This is a genomic window from Streptomyces sp. R44, from assembly GCF_041053105.1.
Lineage (GTDB): Bacteria > Actinomycetota > Actinomycetes > Streptomycetales > Streptomycetaceae > Streptomyces.
Map to the genome: position 1 here is coordinate 8,312,700 of NZ_CP163444.1, position 18,435 is coordinate 8,331,134.

The 18,435-nt window shown below is 70.9% G+C and carries 12 protein-coding genes and 1 pseudogene; 5 read left to right on the forward strand and 8 right to left on the reverse strand.

From position 1 onward, the window contains the following. Positions 1-61 precede the first annotated feature (61 nt). The gene (locus AB5J54_RS38405) at positions 62-547 is read right to left on the reverse strand and encodes a hypothetical protein (RefSeq protein ID WP_369148590.1); all 486 of its coding nucleotides are present in this window, start codon (positions 545-547) and stop codon (positions 62-64) included. Further along, a pseudogene (locus AB5J54_RS38410) lies at positions 538-1,082 on the reverse strand (IS5 family transposase); the annotation flags it as partial. The gene AB5J54_RS38405 and the pseudogene AB5J54_RS38410, both read right to left, overlap by 10 nt. 715 nt (positions 1,083-1,797) lie before the next feature. On the opposite strand from AB5J54_RS38410, the gene AB5J54_RS38415 reads away from it, so the two are divergent. The 3 genes from AB5J54_RS38415 (at position 1,798) to AB5J54_RS38425 (ending at position 3,497) form a co-directional block, all read left to right on the forward strand. Then, the gene (locus AB5J54_RS38415; RefSeq protein ID WP_369148592.1) at positions 1,798-2,004 is read left to right on the forward strand and encodes a hypothetical protein; all 207 of its coding nucleotides are present in this window, start codon (positions 1,798-1,800) and stop codon (positions 2,002-2,004) included. After that, positions 2,001-3,149, forward strand: coding sequence for a peptidoglycan recognition protein (locus tag AB5J54_RS38420; protein ID WP_369148593.1), 1,149 nt, complete (start codon positions 2,001-2,003; stop codon positions 3,147-3,149). The genes AB5J54_RS38415 and AB5J54_RS38420 overlap by 4 nt, the downstream gene beginning before the upstream one ends. Positions 3,150-3,224: 75 nt before the next feature. Further along, positions 3,225-3,497 carry an FCD domain-containing protein gene (locus tag AB5J54_RS38425; RefSeq protein WP_369149593.1) on the forward strand — a complete coding sequence of 91 codons (273 nt, stop codon included), beginning with the start codon at positions 3,225-3,227 and terminating at the stop codon, positions 3,495-3,497. Between the two features lie 68 nt (positions 3,498-3,565). Here AB5J54_RS38425 and AB5J54_RS38430 read toward each other — a convergent pair whose 3' ends face one another. The 5 genes from AB5J54_RS38430 to AB5J54_RS38450 all read right to left on the reverse strand — a co-directional run bounded on the left by AB5J54_RS38430 (position 3,566) and on the right by AB5J54_RS38450 (position 11,123). After that, entirely contained in the window at positions 3,566-6,025 is a 2,460-nt protein-coding gene (locus tag AB5J54_RS38430) for an RICIN domain-containing protein (protein WP_369148594.1), read from the reverse strand. 88 nt (positions 6,026-6,113) lie between these two features. Next, positions 6,114-7,997, reverse strand: a complete 1,884-nt coding sequence (locus AB5J54_RS38435; RefSeq protein ID WP_369148595.1) for a DUF5107 domain-containing protein — start codon at positions 7,995-7,997, stop codon at positions 6,114-6,116. Further along, positions 7,994-8,839: a carbohydrate ABC transporter permease gene (locus tag AB5J54_RS38440; protein WP_369148596.1), complete on the reverse strand. Its 846-nt coding sequence runs from the start codon at positions 8,837-8,839 to the stop codon at positions 7,994-7,996. Before AB5J54_RS38440 ends, AB5J54_RS38435 begins: the two co-directional genes overlap by 4 nt. 15 nt (positions 8,840-8,854) lie before the next feature. Further along, positions 8,855-9,820, reverse strand: a complete 966-nt coding sequence (locus tag AB5J54_RS38445; protein ID WP_369148597.1) for a carbohydrate ABC transporter permease — start codon at positions 9,818-9,820, stop codon at positions 8,855-8,857. A gap of 4 nt (positions 9,821-9,824) precedes the next feature. Beyond that, positions 9,825-11,123 (reverse strand): ABC transporter substrate-binding protein, encoded by a 1,299-nt coding sequence (locus AB5J54_RS38450; protein ID WP_369148598.1) that lies wholly within the window; start codon positions 11,121-11,123, stop codon positions 9,825-9,827. Positions 11,124-11,360: 237 nt separating this feature from the next. Here AB5J54_RS38450 and AB5J54_RS38455 point away from each other — a divergent pair, with 237 nt between their 5' ends. Together AB5J54_RS38455 and AB5J54_RS38460 are read left to right on the forward strand one after the other, a co-directional pair. Next, positions 11,361-12,368 carry a LacI family DNA-binding transcriptional regulator gene (locus tag AB5J54_RS38455; protein ID WP_369149594.1) on the forward strand — a complete coding sequence of 336 codons (1,008 nt, stop codon included), beginning with the start codon at positions 11,361-11,363 and terminating at the stop codon, positions 12,366-12,368. Positions 12,369-12,418: 50 nt separating this feature from the next. Then, positions 12,419-14,815 (forward strand): glycoside hydrolase N-terminal domain-containing protein, encoded by a 2,397-nt coding sequence (locus AB5J54_RS38460; protein ID WP_369148599.1) that lies wholly within the window; start codon positions 12,419-12,421, stop codon positions 14,813-14,815. Here the strand turns inward: AB5J54_RS38460 and AB5J54_RS38465 are convergent. Then, complete coding sequence (locus tag AB5J54_RS38465; protein ID WP_369148600.1) at positions 14,805-18,362, reverse strand: discoidin domain-containing protein; 3,558 nt, start codon at positions 18,360-18,362, stop codon at positions 14,805-14,807. The two genes, AB5J54_RS38460 and AB5J54_RS38465, sit on opposite strands and share 11 nt — an antisense overlap. Between the last annotated feature and the right edge of the window lie 73 nt (positions 18,363-18,435).

Consider the following 18,435-nt stretch of genomic DNA (forward strand, 5'->3'; position numbering starts at 1 on the left):
CACTGATCGTTTCAGAATGACGAGGCTGCTGAGCGGAGCCGAGTGCAGCTCTGTGTATCGGTTACGGGAGGCTGAGTGCTTCGGCCCAGACATCGTCGCCATTGGCCCACGTCCACAACCATTGCCGCAGTGATCCGGTCGCGTGGCGCAGGCCGTCATGGGGGCCCTCGCCCCAGCTTGGCACCCAGCCGTCTGCGTCATAGAGCAGCATGGGGCTGCCGACTGCGAGCAATGACAGATGCCACTGCATCGTGCAGCCGCCCGGTGCCAGGTACGGCCATGATCCGGGCAGCCCCGCCGCACGGTCGCGTTCGTGCCGGGTGATCGAACAGGGCCAGTCGATCAGGTCCCCCGGCGCGCGCCGGCCGTCGGTGAGCGAGGCCAGACCGCCGTCAGGCCCGAAGCCGCCGTCGCCGACCTCGGTGTACATCCTCCGAAGGAGTGTCGGCAGCGGACGCCCGATGATGTCCTCGGCGGCTTCGACTTCAGGTGGTGTGACCGGCGGAAACAACGGTCCGCGCGGAGCGTCAGCGAAGTAGGCCGCCACCTCCTCGGCTTGCGACTTGAGTCCCTGGATCGGCGGGACGGCGTCCATCAGCGGCAGGAGCTGGGTGACGTCGTGCCGGTTGCCGCTGGTGAGTGTTACCGCGAGCGGGTTCCGTGCCGGTCGACGATCAGGTGGTGCTTGGAACCGGGGTGAGCGCGGTCGACGGGCGAGGGGCCGACGTGATCCCCCCTTTGAGGGCCCGGACATGCGATCCGTCCACGGCGCAGTCGTCCAGGTCCAGCAGGTCCGCGCGGCGCAGCTCGGCCGGCAGGGCGGCGGGCAGGCGTGGCCAGACGCCGGCCTCGGTCCAGTCCCGCAGCCGGCGCCAGGCCGTGACTTCGGAACAGCCCACGGTCTCGGCCGGTACGTCGCGCCAGGCGACGCCGGTCCGCCGCAGGACGTACAAGAAGCCGGCGAGAGCCGCCCGGTCCGGAACGCGAAGCCGCCCGGGATGCCGACGGCGCCGTTCGGGAGCGGGAGGCGGCAGCGGGGCCACCCGCTCCCACAGGTCGCCCGGAACAAGATCAACATGCAACCGGGACACCCTGCCGATCGAGATCGACAAACGCAAGGCCCGTAGCTCGACCCATTCTGAAACGATCAGTTACTCGAAACCGGTGCCGCATAAGCGACGTGTGGCAGCGTGGTTCCGGCGACCGCCGAAACCACGAGGCAGGCTATCGCCCGCCCGTATCTACCTTCACGCCATTCCCTTCATCGGAGCCCCTCCCGCGCTTGGTGAAATGGGCGCCCCACGCGCCGGCGCGGGTGCTCCGTCGCCGGTCACGGCGGATCTGGCCTCGACCGGAGCACCTCAAGGCATGCCAAAAAAGGCCAACTTCCGTTCAGGGAAAGGCCTCGCCAGAGGTGAGTGATCGTGGCGGGGGGGATTCTCCAACACAGAGTTGATGGTTCGTCAACCGTGCACGCATATAGGGCATTTATCTTGCCCGGGCGATGGTGATCAGGGTCGCCATGTCCGACTTTTCCGCTGCCTGGCATTCGTTGAATCCGATGATGTATAACCCGGGTGATCTTCCATCGACAGAGAGCACCGCCATGCCGACGGCCGAACAGCCGATAAGACCAGATGACTCCGAAACCCCGGATGTCACAAGGGTTTTCGGGTGCCTGGACGGCCGTGCTCACTCAAGAGGTGACCTACGAGGCGCTCGGTGAGGGCGCGCGCCCGACATCTCGTCCCGCGGGACCGGCGGAGGTCGAACGTCGTCCTGCCGTGGAGGGAGATCGTGAGCGTTCCGCTCGGCGCTTCCCCGATCGCCATCGTCACCCTCGGCGAAAAGGGTGGCACGGTCAGCCGCACCCGGGCCGAACGCGGCAAGTACGTCCAACGCGCCACCGCCACCGCCACCGCCACCGCGGCCTTCGGCCGGACCGCGTGCGGCAGTGAACTCCCCACCCTCGAATCATCCGCAGCCCCTGAAGGAGCCCAGTGACCCCGCACCTCCGTTTCCGTCGTACGGCCAGGATCGTGGCGGCCACCGCCGTCACTCTTGCGACCCTCGGTCTCACCTCCCCGGTGGCGCCGGCGGCGCAGATTCCGGCCGGAGTGCGGAGCATCGCGCTGCACGGTGCCGACCCCGCCCAGCGCGCGCTGTCCGCTCGGAGCACCACGCCGTTCAGCATGCTCGGCGTCACCTGGGCCGACCCGCGCGCTGAGCTCGGCGGAACGGCGCAGGTCCGTACCCGCGACAGCGTCACCGGTGTCTGGTCCGGCTGGCGTGAGCTCGAACTCGACATGCGTACGCCCGAGGTGGGGACCGCCGCCGAAACCGGCAGGGCGCGTGCCGGAACCCAGCCGCTGTGGACCGGTCCGTCCGACGGTGTCCAGGTCCGGGTGACCGGGCAACACGGAAAGCTGTCGAAACTGCCCGCCGGGCTGCGGGTGGAGCTTGTGGACCCGGAGGCGGTCGCGGACTCGGCCACGCCGTTCGCCGCCACAAGCGCTACGACGACGGCCACGGCCACGGCGAGCACGGCTCCGCAGCCCGCTGTCATCCCGCGTTCCGGCTGGAATGCCGACGAGTCGCTGGTGAAGGACCCGCCGACGTACACCACCGACACCAAGGTGGTGTTCGCCCACCACACTGCCGGCACCAACGACTACACCTGCGACCAGTCCCCGGCCATCATCCGCGCGATCTTCCTGTACCACGTGCAGAGCCAGGGCTGGAACGACATCGGCTACCAGTTCCTCGTCGACAAGTGCGGCACCGTCTTCGAGGGTCGCGCGGGCGGCATCGACAAGCCGGTCCTCGGCGCGCAGACCTATGGCTTCAACACGGACACCACCGGCGTTGCCGTCCTCGGCAACTACAACGACGCGATCTCCTCGCAGCCCGTGCTCGACGCGGTGGCCGGGGTCGCCGCCTGGAAGCTCGGTCTGTACGGCTACGACGCCGCCGGCACCGTCGTCCTCGCCGCGGCCGCCGACAACGGCAAGTACACCAAGGGCCAGAAGGTCACCCTGAACCGGATCTCGGGCCATCGCGACGGCTACCCGACCGAGTGCCCCGGCAACCATCTGTATGCCGACCTGTCCGTCATCCGCACACTCGCCTCGGCGGCGCAGACGGGCTGACCTCGCCCGGAAACGACCGCACGGAAGACGGCTCGGCGTTGGGGAAGGAAATGCACACCACGAAGAGCACCTCAGATCGAGCCGAGATCGTACTCGTCGAGCAGGGCGTGCGGACGGCCGGCGATGTGGGCGTACGCCCCGGGGTGCGCGAGGTCCAACACCTGCTGGTGGCGCGGACGGATCGAGGAGGGCGCCCTGGCCCGGGCCTGGCGGGAGCACCGGGCGATCTACGAGGCCGTCGCCGCCCGGCAGCCCGAACTCGCCCAGGCCAGGGCGACGGTGCGCGTCGCCGAGGTCGAGCAGTGGCTGCGGGGAACGCTTGACGCGGTGGAGTCCGAGCGCACCTGACGGGCCGGATCCCCGGGGGCCCTCCCCGGGGATCCGGCGTCAGGGTCGTACTGGCAAGCGGAGCCGGATCAGTTGATCGACCACCGCTGCAGGGCCGAGCCGGTGTCCGGTTGCTGGGTCACGAGTGCGCCACTCGCCGTGGAGGCCGTGGTGAGCAGGAGGCCGCTGCGGACCGAGGTGACCGTGACGGAGCCGTCCGGCAGCTGCCGGACGTTCCACCGCTGGTTGCTGTCTCCGCTGCACTGCCACTGGATGATCGCGGCGCCGCCGGCGGTGGAGCCGCCGTTGACGTCGGCGCACATGCCCGACCTGACGTTGACGAGCTCGTAGGAGCCGTCGGACTGCCGGACGAACTTCCACTTCTGGTTGCTCTTGTTGCCCGCGGTCACCGTGGTGAGCTGGCGTCCCGCGGTCATGCTGTTGCCGTTGTCGAGCGCCTTGCCCCCGGTGATCAGGCGGTGGGTTCCGCTGAAGTCGGGGTTGATCGTCCACGTGAAGGCGACCTGGCCGGTGGCGGTTCCCGACGACGCGGTGACCGTGACCTGAGAAGTCGCCGCGGTGGTCGGTGTTCCCGTGATGAGGCCCGAGGAGCTGATCGACAGGCCCGCCGGAAGGCCGTTCGCCGAGAAGGTCAGCGGCTTGCCGGCGCTGTCCATGGCGGTCAGCTGCAGGGAGACCGCCGCCCCCGCCGTACCGGACTGGTCACCCGGGCCGTTGAAGACGATCGTCTCGGGGGCCGAGCCGGTCTGGGTGAAGGAGAGGGTCTGCTCGGCGGCCGTGCGTCCGCCGCCGACCGCGCTCCCGGTGCTGTCCGTCCACGAGCGGCCGGGCGTGGTCTCGGCGAGGCGGCCGGTGGTCGCGGACATGCCGATCACCAGTCCGCTGTAGCGGTTGACAAGCCGGAAGGTCCCCGGGTTCGAGGTGCTGGGGACGATCCACCACTGCTGTCCGGCGCTCGCGCCGCCGCTGCCGGCCGCGGTGACGGTGGGGCGGGTGCCCCAGGCCCGGTTGGCGGTGGCGGTCGAGTCGACGCCGAGGAGTTGGCCGGTCGCCGAGTTGACGATCCGGTACGAGCCGTCGCCGTGGGCCAGGAACGTCCAGGACTCCAGGGCGGAGCCGGTGGCGGAGGCCACCGAGGTGGTCGCCGAACCACCCGGGACCTGGGCGAGGACCCGGCCGCCGGCGCTGCCGATCCGGTAGGTCTTCGAGGTGTCGACCGGGATGGCGGGCGTGTCCGTGTCGACGGTGATGTTCGCGTACTCGCCGCTCGACGTGGCGCAGGCGATCGAACAGTACGACCGGAAGGTCTTGCCGACGATCGTCGAGTCGGTGCGGTTGACGTCGTCCAGGAACCAGCGGTACCAGGAGCCCGATGTGTAGCCGCCGCTGTCTCCGATCAGGCGCCACTTCTGGGTGGCGAGGTCGTCGGTGACGTAGAAGCGCTGCGGCGCCGTGCCGGAGACGACCTCGGGCTCGCCGATGTACAGGCCGAGGTGGGCGTCGTAGGCGATGTTCATGATGAACAGATCCGATTTGGCAGGGAGTTGCCCTGCCGCGACCTGCTGGTCGACGGTGCCCGTGTTGGCGGGGTCGTAGTCGTCGGCGACCGGCGTGTAGCCGTTGGGGTTGCTCGTGGTGGCCGGCACCATGTTGCTTTCCCTGCCGCCGACGCCGGGCTGCGTCCAGGCGCCGTCGTACCACTTCTGCCAGGAGCCGCTCGCCATCTTGCCGGAGATCGGGGCGCGCGCGACGTGCGCGAGGCCGCCGTTGCCGCCGCCGACTCCGCCCTTGGGGATGACGCGGGAGCCGTAGTAGACGTAGAAGTAGCCCGAGGCGGTGTCCACGAACAGGCGGGGATCGCCGTTGCCGTAGTGGTACGTCTGGTTCGGGAAGGCCGCGTTGTCGCCGCGGGCGGTGCTGTACGCCGAGGTGATCGCGTGGCCCAGGATGGTCCACGTCCGGCCCTGGTCGGTGGATCTGGCGTAGTCGATGGCGTCGTAGTGCAGTCCGTCGCCGAAGGGCTGCGGTGTGAACTCGTTGTGCACCAGGCCGTACCAGTCGCCGGTGTCGGGATCGACCCAGGTGCCGACGAGGTCGCAGAAGTTCTTCTGCGAGTAGCCGGAGCCGGCGGGCGCGGAGGTGGACTCCACGCCGGTGGGGCCGTTGTTGCAGCGCCAGGTGGTGTCGTTGTTCCGGTCGGAGCTGTTCGCCGGGTTCACGGCGTCGCTGATCGGCGACCTGGTGGCGGATTCCAGGTCCTTGCCGGTGTAGAACTCCCAGTACCGGGGGTCGTTCGCGCCGTAGAGGGCGGCGGACTGCTGGAAGTAGAACGTTCCGTCCTTGTCGATGTACGTCGCGGCCGGGGTGTCCGTGGGGTACGCGTAGCTTCCGACCGATCCGACGGACACCGTGTAGGTGGTGGCGGTGGTCGTGGCCGACGCGGGCGCGGTCGACGACGCCGTCCCGACGGCGGCGATGAGGGCGGTGGCGAGCAGAGCGCCACGGAACCTTCTTCGAGCGGCTGACACTGAATCCTCCCTGTGGGGGTGGTGAGGTGCGCATGACACGCACCTGCCCGATGGGCGGCCCCCTGCGGCGGATGCAGGGGGCCGGGTCTCAGTCTTCCGTCATGCGGAAGTCGTACTCCGGGGGTACGGGCTCTCCTGGATGCACAGCGAGCCACAGCCGGTCCAGCGAGACCTCGCCCTCGCGCATGTTGTCGACCCGGATGCCCTCGGCGAGCAGCCGCCGGACCCGCTCCTCGTCCTCCAGGGCGTGCGCGGCCGTCGCCTCGGCGAGGCGGACCCGGCCGTGGCCGCGGGCCGGTTCGGGCAACGCCTCGATGACCGCGAGCGCCTCCTTCGGGCGCCCGGCCCGCAGCAGCGTGTCCAGCACCTCGACGGTCAGCTCGAACAGCTCCGGACGCAGCCGGTGCGCCTCGGCCATCAGATCAGCGGCCGCGGCGGACGATTCGGCCAGGAAGGCCAGGGCCCTCAGGACCCACGGCGTCCGCCGCTCGGCGAGCGAGTGCCGCCAGGCGTCGCACGCGGCCTCCCGCTCGCCGTCGGCCAGCCGGACCAGGCCCAGGTGGTACAGGGCGTGCCAGTCGTGCGCCGCCTTCTCCAGGAGCCTCCGCCAGTGGGCTCCGGTGACGGGAGCGGCCGGTGGCTCACTGACCGGCAGGGTGCCGGTCGCGAGCAGCTGGCGCCAGGGCTCCTGCTCGGCACCCGGGGCCCCGAACGGCAGCAGGGGAGAGGCGGGGAAGCGGCCCGCCTCGATCTCCAGGGCGGCCCAGCCGGATCCCTCCGCGAGCACGGCCTCGGGCTCGCCGAACCCGTCGGCCTCGGCCAGGGCACGGTCGAGCTCCGTGGCGGGGACCAGCCGGTCCAGGGCGTCGGCCACGGCCCACCGGGCCTCGTCCCAGCTGCCGTGCACGGCCTCGGGGTCGGCCTCCAGGAGCCCGTACGCCTCGACCCACGACCAGGTCGCACCCCCGGGCATCGGCAGGTGCTCCAGCTGGGTACGGGCGAGCCCGGCCTGGATCTCCAGGTAGGACGCGTCCGGTCCGGAGAGCCACTCCTGCCAGTGCTTGCCGCCCGTGGACGTGCCCCAGCAGAAGAGCTTGCGGCCGCGCAGCCGGTCCGTGGACGTCTGGACCAGGCCCGTACCGCCCGCGTCGAGCGCGGCGATCCAGCGGCGTTCGCCGTTCGGGACGTCGAGGAAGTAGTCCGCGGCGCGGGCGGCCCGGCCCGGGTAGCTGCGGTCCTCGGCCTCGGCGACGGGGAACTCCACCCGCTTCAGCTCGCTGACGTAGTCGCAGTGGAAGGCGTGGCCGGCCGGGGCGAGCACCCGCACGTCCGGGTGCTCCGGCACGGCGATGTTCGACCACCAGTAGACGGGGGCCTCCTCCTCGGCCGGGTTGTGCACGGCGACGTGGACGAGGAGGACCGGGGAGCTCGCCGGCAACCAGGCGTCCATCCGCAGCAGCAGCCCGCGCAGCCGCTCGAAGGCGAACATCCGCAGGACCGGCGTGCCGTCCGGTGCGGTGACCCGCACCGCGTGCAGCGGCTCGCAGGTCAGCGGCCAGTGGCCGGTCGTGCCGAGGTTCCACTCCACACCCCCGGCCAGCCAGGCATCGCGCAGGGCGAGGTTGGCCGGCTGGAGGACGGGGTTGCGGTGCAGCAGCTCCCGGCCGGTCGGGCGGTGGATCAGGGACCAGAGCCTCCCGCCGTAACCGGGCAGGAAAGTCGCCGTCAGGGTCTCGTTCTCCAGGACCACGGTGGGCAGTTCCCGCGCGGTGCGCACGCGGTCGTAGCCGTTCTGCCGGGTGTACGGCAGCAGGGTGTGCGGTGCTCCGTACGCGAGGCTGCGACGCATCTCGTCGTCGATCCCGGCGCCCTCCGCGGTGTACGAGGAGATGCCGTGCAGGATCGGCAGCGTGCCGACCGGATCGGCGGCCCCCTCGATCCGCAGGACGTCGGTGCGCAGTGTCGAGGTCATTTGCCGATCCCCACGGTCATGCCCTGGATGATCCGCGTCCCCATCCAGGAGAACAGCGCGATCATCGGGGCGAGGATGATGCAGACTCCGGCGAACATCGTTCCGTAGTCGAGCCCGTTGAGCTGCGCGGCGGCGACGAACGACGCGAGCGCGACCGGCAGCGTGATCTGTTCCTGGCTGTGCGTCAGGACGAGGGCGAACAGGGTCTCGTTCCAGGCGCTGATGAACTGCAGGAGGAAGGCGGTGATCAGTCCGCCGCGTGCCACCGGGAGCACGACCTGGACGAAGGAGCGCAGCGGTCCCGCGCCGTCCAGGGCCGCGGCCTCCTCCAGTACGGCGGGGATGCCGGAGAAGAAGCCCGTCAGCATGAAGACGGTGAAGGGCATCGCCAGGCCGACGTAGACGAGGGTCAATCCGAACTGGTCGTCCGTGAGGTCCACTTGGGCCATGCCGACGAAGAGCGGGACCACGAGGACCTGCCCGGGCACGCCCAGACCCATCGCGAAGGTCATCGTGAGCGCGGACGAGGTCCGCGTGCGGCGGCGCGCGAGGGCGTAGGCGCACGGCGCGGCGAGCGCGACGGCCACCAGGGACGACAACGTCGAGACGACGACGCTGTTGAGCGCGGCGGGCCCGAACCCGCCCTCGTCGAACGCCTTCGCGTAGTTGTCGAAGTGGGGCGGGAGGGGAAGCCCGAAGGCCTCGTGCAGGATGTCGGCGCTGCCCCGCACGGAAGTCAGCGCGATCCAGAGGATCAGCAGGAGGTCCGCGGCCACCACGCACCAGACGAACGCCGTCGCGATCCGTCTCACCGGGCCGGACGACCCGTGTTCGCTTCGCATGTGCTGCGACCTTTCTCAGTACTCGAGGGGCTCGCGGCGCATCAGCCGCCGCATGACCACCGTGACCACGGTCACCATCAGCAGGCTGACCAGCGCGGCCGCCGTGGCCATGCCGAGCCGGGGCGTGGTGGCCTGCGGGAACGCCTGTGTGTACACGTACAGCGCGGTGTTCCAGCTCTGGGCCGGCGGATAGGAGCTGCTCGTCCCGCCGAACAGCAGGATCAGTTCGAAGATCTTCACCGAGCTGACCGTCCACAGCACCGCGCAGACCGAGATGACGTCCCACGCGCACGGCAGGGTCACATGGCGGAAGCGCTGGAAGGCGTTCGCGCCGTCGAGTTCGGCGGCCTCGTAGAGGTGGGGCGGGATCTGGTCGACGGCGGCCATGATGATCGCCGTGTAGTAGCCGGTCGCGGTCCAGATCAGCGTGCCGAGGATCATCGGCAGCAGGTTGTCCGTCGACAGCCACTTCGGCGGCGTCGTGACCCCGAGGAAGTGCAGCGCCTTGTTGACCGGACCGTCCGGGGAGAACAGGAACCCCGCGGCGATCCCGAAGACCATGCCGTTGACCAGGCAGGGGAAGAACAGCACGGACCTGGCGAAGAGCCGGGCCTTCATCTCACGCAGGACGAGGGTCAGCAGGAAGCTGATCGCGAAGGTGAGTGTCCCGCCGATCACCATCAGTTTCAGGGTGTTGACCAGCGAAGTCCGGAAGAACGGGTCCTCGAGGAGCAGCTGGTAGTTCTTGAGCCCGCGCCACTCCATCTCGCCCATGCCGTCCCACTTGTACAGGCTGGTCCAGATCGCGTATCCGACCGGAGCGAGGAACAGGACGGCGTAGGCGATGATCGCGGGTGCGGTGAACGGCAGGAACATGTGGCGCTGCTGACGGGCCCGGGGGCCGATGCCATGGCGTCGGGAGGCCCGGGCGGCGCCCCGGACGGCGTCCGTCCGGGGGCGGTCGTGGAGCGTGGTGGTCACGGTCTCAGCCCTGGGTCTTCCAGTACGAGACCTGGTCGGCCCTGGACTTGGCGACGTACTGCGCGGCGGTGGTCTTGCCGTGCCACAGGTCGAGGTAGTTCTGGCTGAATACCTTGGCGGGCCACTCGCCGGCGACGCCGTCGAAGGGCAGGCGGACGCTCGCGCCGCTCAGGGCCTTCTGTGCGGCCTCGAGACCGGCCGGGGCCGGGATGTCCTCGCGGGGCGTGATGTTGAGCGCGGTCGTCGCCATGCCGGCCATCTGCTCCTTCTGCATGAAGAAGGCGATGAACTTCTCGGCCGGCTCGGCGTGCTTCGCCTTCTTCGGGATCGAGAAGCCGAACAGCGTCGCGTCCGCGCTCTTCGTCCCGGGCGGCAGGATCGAGCCGAACTTCCACGTGGCGGGAACCTGCTTGGCCACCTCGGCGGTGACCCAGCTGCCGTTCATGAGGAAGCCGGCCTTGCCGCCGGCCCAGTTGGTCTGCTGCGCCGGGTACTTGGTCGCGTCGTAGCCGGGGATGAGGTACCCGCCCTTGACGACCTGCTCGACCTGTTGCGCGGCCGTGAGCACCGCCGGGTCGTCCCAGGTGGCACCGGACTTGTCCGCGGCGAGCTTGTTCACGTCGACGCCGCCCGCGTTCAGCAGGTAGTCGAGGTAGAGGCCGTTGGTCCAGTAGTCCTCGCCCTCGGAGGCGAAACAGGGCTTCTTCCTGGCCTTGAGGGTGTCGCAGACCTTGATCAGGCCGGCCCAGTCCGTCGGGGCGCTCGGCATGGCCGCGCTGATGTCCGGGTCCGCCGCGTTGTAGTAGAGGCCGGTCGTGGCCACCTCGTACGGGATGACGTAGTGGTTCGAGCCGCCCGGGTCCTTCGGCAGCATGTCGAAGTACTTGGCCGGGATGACCTGCGCGACCGGGACGTTCTCGCCGGGCACCTGCGCGGAGAGGACGGAGGACAGGTCGCGGGCCTGGCCGGCCGAGGCGACGGCGCCGTAGATCGCGTCATTGGCCTGGTCCCACAGGTCGGGGGCCTGGTTCGCGGCGATCGCCGGTCCGATCTTCTTCGAGACGTCACGGCCGACCCAGTCGACCTCCACCTTGATCCCCGTCGACTTGGTGAACTCGGCGATCGACGCCTTCAGCACCTGCGCCTGCGGCTCCTCCGCCCGCCACATCGACCAGTAGGTGAAGCTCTTCGCGTCGCCGCCGCCGTCCGAGTCGCCGCCGCACGCGCTGAGCCCGAAGACGAGGGCGGTGGCGGTGAGGGCTCCCACGGTACGGGTGACCGTGGGCAGGGTGGATCTACGCATGGAGGTGTCCTCTCGGTGACGCTGAATGGTTGGGAACCGTAGAGGCGAATTGACCGGTAAAACAAGAGGCTTGGCGAGAATTGGTGATCGATCATGTTTGACTGTGTGCGAGACGCGCTCGTCGGCCGCTCATGCCGTCGAGAAATCGATCAAGAGGCCTTGACTGACCTCACGTAAGGCTCTTACGGTCTGGTCACGTTGATGGACCGGTCAAATCGAGGGCGCCCCATGGTGACGATGCAGGACGTGGCCGAACGCGCAGGCGTCACGAAGCAGACGGTCTCGAACGTCCTCAGCGGGCGCGTGCCCGTGCGTCCCGCGACCGCCGCTCGGGTGCGTGCCGCGATCGACGAACTCGGCTACACGCCCAACCTGGTGGCGCGGTCCCTGGCCACCGGCAGCACCAAGACGGTCGGTCTTCTCGTGCCCACCGTGGCGGGGGCCTTCTACTCGGAGGTGGTCGAGACCGCCGAGGACGTCCTGGAGGAACACGGCTACCACCTGCTGCTGTGCACCACCCGCCTCGACGGCGAGCGGGCCCGCAGACACCTCGCCGGCCTCACCAGCCGGTCCGTCGACGCCTTGCTGATCGCGGGCGACCGCGACCTCATCGACCATCTGCCGCTCCTCGCCGACGCCCGCTTCCCGGTCGCCCTGTGCGCCTGGGAGACGGACGCACCCGTCGACCTCCCCGTGGTCACCATCGACTACGAGCACGCCGGCTTCCTCGCCGGCCGCCATCTGCGCGAGCTCGGCCACGAGCGCGTGGCCGTCCTCGCCAGCCCGGACCACGCCCCCCGCGTGGCCGGGTTCCGGCGCGCGTTCGCCGTCGACGGCCTGACCGTCCCCGACAGCGCCGTCCACATGGCGGCCGAACCGAGCGCGGCGGGCGGCTTCGCCGCGGCGAACGCGGCGTTCGCCGCCGACCCCGCGCTGACCGCGATCTTCGCCACCCACGACATCCTCTCGCTGGGTGTCCTGGAGGCGGCGCGGACCGCGGGACGCTCCGTGCCGGAAGACCTCTCCCTCGTCGGCCACGACGACGACCCCGAGGTGCGCTTCGGACTCGGGCGACCGGCGCTCACCAGCGTCGCCGTCCCCACCCGCGACATGGCCCGCCAGGCCGTCGAACTGCTGCTGCGCGCCCTCACCAAGTCGGGCACCGTCGTCAACTCGCTCCAGCTGCTGCGCCCCGAGCTCGTCGTCCGCGACAGCACGTGCCCGCCCCGGCCCGCCCAGGGGTGAGCGCGGCGGGGTGCGTGGCGGCTTCCGAAACCCCCGAAAGGACACCTCCGTTGCCGAAGGACCGCCACCCTCCCGCGGACCGCCTCTGGTACCGAACCCCCGCCACCCGCTTCCTGGAAGCCCTGCCCCTCGGCAACGGGCGGCTCGGCGCACTGCTCCACGGGGCGGGGGAGCAGGGGCGCACGGGAGAGACCGCGCACCTCAACGCCGACACCCTCTGGTCCGGCGGCCCCGGCCCCCGCGACCGCGCCGGTGCGGCCCAGCACCTGCCGATGCTTCGCACCGCCGTCCTCGCCGACCGCGACCACGGCGCCGCCGAGGCGCTCGCCGAACGGATGCAAGGCCCCTACTCGCAGGCGTACCAGCCGCTCGCGACCCTCCATCTGACCTGTGGGGACGACGACCCCGCCGAGGACTACATCCGCGCGCTCGACCTGGAGACCGCCGTCCACCGGGTCTCGTACCGTACGGGCGGCGCCGACATGCTCCGCGAATCCTTCGTGTCGGCGCCCGCCGGTGTGTTCGTCACCCGCATCACCGCGAGCGACGGCGGACGCGTCGGCCTCACCGCACACCTCGACACCCCCCACCCGGAGGCCCGCCACTCCGGCGACGGAACCGGGGCGGTGGTGTCGGGGCGGGCACCCGCGCACCTCTCCTTCGGCGCGGCCGACCCCGCGCGCTACGCCGCCGACGAGGGCATGGGCTTCGCGGCCGGACTCCGCGTGATCGCCACGGGCGGCCGCGTCACCTGGACCGACGGCACGGTGCGGGTCGACGGGGCGGACGAGGTGCTCCTCCTGGTGGCGGCCGAGACCGGCTACCGAGGGCCCACCACACCGCCGGCCGGCCCCGACGACGGGCCCGTCGCCGACGTACGACGCCTCCTCGACGCCGCCGCCGGCCTCCCGTACGAGAAGCTGCTCGCCGCACACGTCGCCGACCACCAGCGGCTCTACCGGCGGGCCGCACTGCACCTGAGCACGGAGGCGCCGGAGCTCCCCACCGACGAGCGGCTCACGGCCGGCCAGGACGATCCGGGGCTCGCGGCCCTCCTCTTCGCGTACGGCCGTTATCTCCTGATCGCCTCCTCGCGTCCCGGCACCCAGCCCGCCAACCTCCAGGGCATCTGGAACACCGAGGTCGCCCCGCCCTGGAACGCCAACTGGACGACGAACATCAACCTGCAGATGAACTACTGGCACGCCGAGACCACCGGCCTCGCCGAGTGCCACGAACCGCTCCTCGACCTGATCGCCGACCTCGCCGAACCCGGCGCGCACACGGCCGTCACGTACTACGGAGCCGGCGGCTGGACCGTCCACCACAACCTCGACCTCTGGCGGGGTACCCATCCGGTGTCCGGATCGCAGTCGTGGGCGAACTGGCCCATGGCGGGCGCATGGCTCTGCGCGCACCTGTGGGAGCGTCACCTCTTCGACGGGGACCGCGCGTTCCTGAGGGAGCGGGCGTATCCGCTGATGCGGGGCGCGGCGGAGTTTCTGCTCGACCTCCTGACCGAGGACGGCGAGGGAGCCCTCGTGACCTGCCCGTCCACCTCGCCCGAACACCACTTCCGCCTCCCCGGCGGAGGCCTGGCCGCCGTGTCGGCCGGCGCCACCATGGACCACTGGCTCGCCGCGGAACTCCTCACCCGCACCGCCGAGGCGGCCCGCCTCCTGGAGGTGGACCAGGACTTCGCGGACACCCTCGACGCGGCCCGGGCCCGCCTGCGCCCGCCCCGCACCGACGAGGAGGGACGCCTGCTCGAATGGTGGGAGGACCTGCCGGAGGAGGATCCCGGTCACCGGCACCTGTCCCACCTCTACGGCCTCTACCCGGGCGACGCCGTCGACCCGCTCACCGCCCCCGCCCTCGTCGAACCGGCACGGCGCGCCCTCGCACGCCGCCTTGAGCACGGCGGCGGCAGCACGGGCTGGAGCCGTGCCTGGGTGGGCGCGCTGGCGGCCCGCCTGGGAGACGCGGAACTCGCTCACGAGAGCGTGCGGATCCTCCTCGCGGAGTACACCGCTCCCAACCTCTTCGGCCTGCACCCGCCGGACCTCTTCCAGATCGACGGGAACTTCGGAATCACCGCCGTGATCGGCGAGATGCTGCTGCAGAGCCACAACGGCGTGCTGCGCCTGCTGCCGGCGCTTCCGGACGCCTGGCCCACCGGCTCGGCGACGGGTCTGCGCGCGCGGGGCGGCACGGGCGTCGATCTCCACTGGGCCGGGGGAGTCCTGACGGAGGCCGTTCTGGGCGTGGCCCGAAGCGGCACCCTCACGATCCAGCTCCCGGTCGGCACCCCGCCGCACCTCACGGTCACCGACACGGACGGTGCCCCTGCCGAGGCCGACGTCGACCTCGGCAGGACCGGCTTCGGGCCGCGTGTGTGCGTCGAGGCCCGTGCGGGCGCGGCTTACCGGTTGTCCGTCACCGGCTGAGGCCGCCTGCGTCCTGCACGGGTGTGCCGTAGAGGACCACCTCGGCGACACCGGCGACGGTCTGCGCGCCTCCACCGGCCACCTGGGTGATGACGAAGCGGACCTGACGCACGTCCGTCGCCGTGAACACCTCGGGAAGGATGTACTGGCCCGCTCGCGTCAGACCGGAGTGCGCCGTGTTCCAGGTCGTCCCGTCGGGGGAGGTCCGGAGGTCGTACGTGTACCAGCTGCTGTCCTTGCCCCAGTGGACGCGGACTCCGGCGAGGTCGTGCGGGTCGGTCAGCTCCACGGTCAGCGTCTGGGGGACGGTCGGGCCGGAGGCGCTCCAGCCGGTGCCGAAGGTGATGTCCCCGTCGAAGGCCTTCTCCGGTTCGAAGCCGGTGGCGTGGCTGGACGCGGTGACGGTCTTGATCCGGTCGCGGGCGATCTTCGGGCCGGGGTCGGCCGGGGGGACGCCGCCGCTGCCGCCGGGCGGCACCGCGCGGAACTCGCGGAGGGCCGGCCACCAGTCGCCGGCGGACAGGATGTCCACGCGCACGTGACGCGTGGTGAGCGCCACCTGGTGGGTGACGGCGGCGACCATCGCGGTGTTGTCCGCCGCGTCGACCGCGGTGGTCCAGGTGGTGGCGTCGTCGGAGATCAGGACGCGGTAGCGGTAGCTGGTCCGGTCGGTCTCCCACACGATCTGGAACTGCTCGATCTCGGCCGGAGCCCCGAGGTCGACCTGCCACCAGGCGGGGTCGGGGCCGTCGCCGACCCACTTGGTGCCGCCCTCGTCGTCCACGGCGTTGGCGGGCCCGTTCCCGTACTCCGAGGTGGAGGCCGTGGCCGGCTTGAACAGGGCCAGGTTCTGCGCGCCCTGGCCCTCCAGGGTGGAGATGTCCTGCCACACGGGGTGGGTGCCGTCGGTGACGTGCGTACCCGTGTAGGGCGCGGTCTGTACGGTGCACCGGCCGCTCTGCAGCCCGTCCGCGGTCGCGGTGAGGGTGACGGGGCCGTCGACGGTGCCGGCGGCGATCAGGGCGTAGCCGATGCCGCCCTGGACCCTCTGCTTCTGTGCCGAGATCCTCGGGATGCCGTGGCCCACCAGGGAGCCGGCTCCCGTCACGTCGAGGGTGACGACGGCCGCGGAGTCGGGGACCAGGGTGCCGTCGGCGTCGACGACCTTGACGAAGACGGGGATCAGGTCCGAGCCGTCGGCGACGGGCCGGATGCGGTCGAGCCGCTCCGCGTACCCGCTCAGGACGTCGGCCTCCTGGGCCGACAGGGCGCGGCCGCGTGCCTGGCCGATGCGGTCGACGAGGGCCGGTCCGCCCGTGTTCCTCGCGAGGAGTTCCCGGGCCGCCTCCTTCCCCGCCTCGGAGCTGTCCCCGAGCGACGCCGCCACCAGCGAGGTCAGCACACCCAGGCCGCCGGCGTCGTCGGCGACGAGTTCCAGGTGGTGGGCGGCACCGGGGGTCCTGGCGACGTGGGTCGCGGCGAGCGTGTCGCCCAGGTAGCCCTCCGCCCGGAGTTCCCCGGCGGCGAACGCGGGCAGGGTGAAGGTGTAGTACGGGCTGCCGCCCTTGGCCGCGATGTGCGGCGCCGTGCCCGCGTTCTGGGCGCGGGTCTTCTCCCCGACGAGCGTGCCGTTCTGGTACAGGCGGACGCGGTCCGTGTTGCTGAAGACCATGACGTCGAGACTGGACGTGGCCGTGTAGGCGCTGGCGACGAAGACCATCGGGCCGCCGTGGTGCGGATTGCCTGCCGACTGCATGGACGCGAGCCAGTGGTAGCAGTACTTGGGGTGGCGGTCGATGTCGACGGCGCCGGACTTCTGGTACGGGTCGTTGGTGCCGTAGTCCTCGAAGACCCACAGGAAGTACCCGCCGATCCGGGGGTGGGCGTCCAGGCCGCCCCAGTCCCAGTAGCCGGTGCCCTCCAGGTAGCGCTGGCGGGTGACGACCTGGCCGACGAGTGCGGCCTCGCCCTCGTCCCGGTCGCACCGGGACGGGTTCTCCCAGTCGCCCCACTCGCGGGTGAGGAACGGCACGGAGGGTGCGGGATCCGAGCCGTCCGTGTTGACGACCTTGTAGTTGACCCCGTACTCGCCGCCCCACGTGCCGTAGTCCGCCGAGGTGAACATCTGGTCGCCCGGCATCTCCGCGTGGGCGACGGCGTTGGCCTCCTTCGCCCACCATTGCGGGTAGTGGGTCTCGTTGAGCGAGGTCTCCCACAGGATGACGGAGGGCCGGTTGCGGTCACGCCGGATCATCGTGGCGATGTCGCGGTACGTGCGGCTGACGAAGGTCTGGTCGCCGTTCCAGTACTGCCAGCCCGGCTGGCAGGCCACGACGAGGAGGCCCAGCTCGTCGCAGGCGTCGAGGAAGGCCGGATCGTGCGGGTAGTGCGCCGCCCGTACCGCGTTGAATCCGCCGAGCTTGAGCCGCAGCGCCTCGCGGTACTTCATCGACGGCGGGGCCGCGTCGCCCACGTAGGCGTAGTTCTGGTGGACGTTGGCGCCGCGGAGGTAGATCCGGTCTCCGTTGAGGTAGAAGCCGTCCGCCCGGTAGTCGATCCGCCGTATGCCGGTGCGCGTGGTCACGGTGTCGACCAGTCGGTTGTCGACGAAGACCTGGCTGACCAGGCTGTACAGGGAGGGGGAGTCGGGGTGCCACAGCTTCGGCCGGGGCACGCTCAGCGTCTGCGCGTAGGTGGTGCTGCCGCCTCCCGGGACGGAGACGGTGTCCGAGGTCCGGGCGACCGCCATGCCCTGGGCGTCGTGGAGGACCGTGGTCAGCGTTGTCCGCACGGTGACCGCCGTCCGGTTCACCACGTGGGTCCTGACCTTGGCCGTCGCCCGCGTCGGGGTCGCCCTCGGGTACGTCACGGACACCCCGCCCCCGGCGACCAGGTCCTCCTGGAGGGCGTCGGAGATGTGGACCGGTTCCGTGACGCGGAGCGTGACGCCCCGGTAGATGCCGCCGTACGTGAGGAAGCCCAGTTCGTTCCGCGGCTTGCCGGGAGGGGTGAGCGGGTCGTCCAGGTTGGACACGCGGACCGCGAGGACGTTGTCGCGGTCGAAGAGGACCTTGCCGGTGATGTCGACGACGAAGCCCATGGTCCCGCCGGAGTGCTCGGTGAGCTTCTCCCCGTTCAGATAGACGGCACAGTCGGTCTGGACTCCGTCGAAGACCACGGAGTGCCGCCGCCCCTGGTCCTGCGGGTCGACCCGGAAGTACCGCCGGTACCAGCCGATTCCGGCGTACACGTCGTACGCGGAGGGCCGCTTCTTCTCCAGCCGCATCGTGTGCGGCAGCGAGACCGCGGCCCACTCCGAGTCGTCGAACCCCGGGTGCTGGGCTCCGGCGGCGTCGTCGCGCCAGAACGCCCAGCCCGTGTTGAGGTTCAGCACACGGCGCCCGCCCGTGGCGGTGGCCGCCGCGGGCAGCGACGGGCCGGCCGGCGTCGCGGCGGCCTGCCCGGCGGGCACCAGGGCGGCCCCCGCACCGGCCAGTCCCGCGGCGAGGACGCCCCGCCGCCTCATGCCACTGCTGTTTCCGATCACGTTCCTGTGCTCCTCTGCTGGTGTGCTGCCGTCCGATGACGCAGGGCGGGGCAGGACCGTTGTCGGACCTGCC

Bases quoted from the DNA above. Each gene is read 5' to 3' on its own strand.
- AB5J54_RS38450 (WP_369148598.1), bottom strand. From the start codon at position 11,123: ATGCGTAGATCCACCCTGCCCACGGTCACCCGTACCGTGGGAGCCCTC.
- AB5J54_RS38435 (WP_369148595.1), bottom strand. From the start codon at position 7,997: ATGACCTCGACACTGCGCACCGACGTCCTGCGGATCGAGGGGGCCGCC.
- AB5J54_RS38440 (WP_369148596.1), bottom strand. From the start codon at position 8,839: ATGCGAAGCGAACACGGGTCGTCCGGCCCGGTGAGACGGATCGCGACG.
- AB5J54_RS38455 (WP_369149594.1), top strand. From the start codon at position 11,361: ATGCAGGACGTGGCCGAACGCGCAGGCGTCACGAAGCAGACGGTCTCG.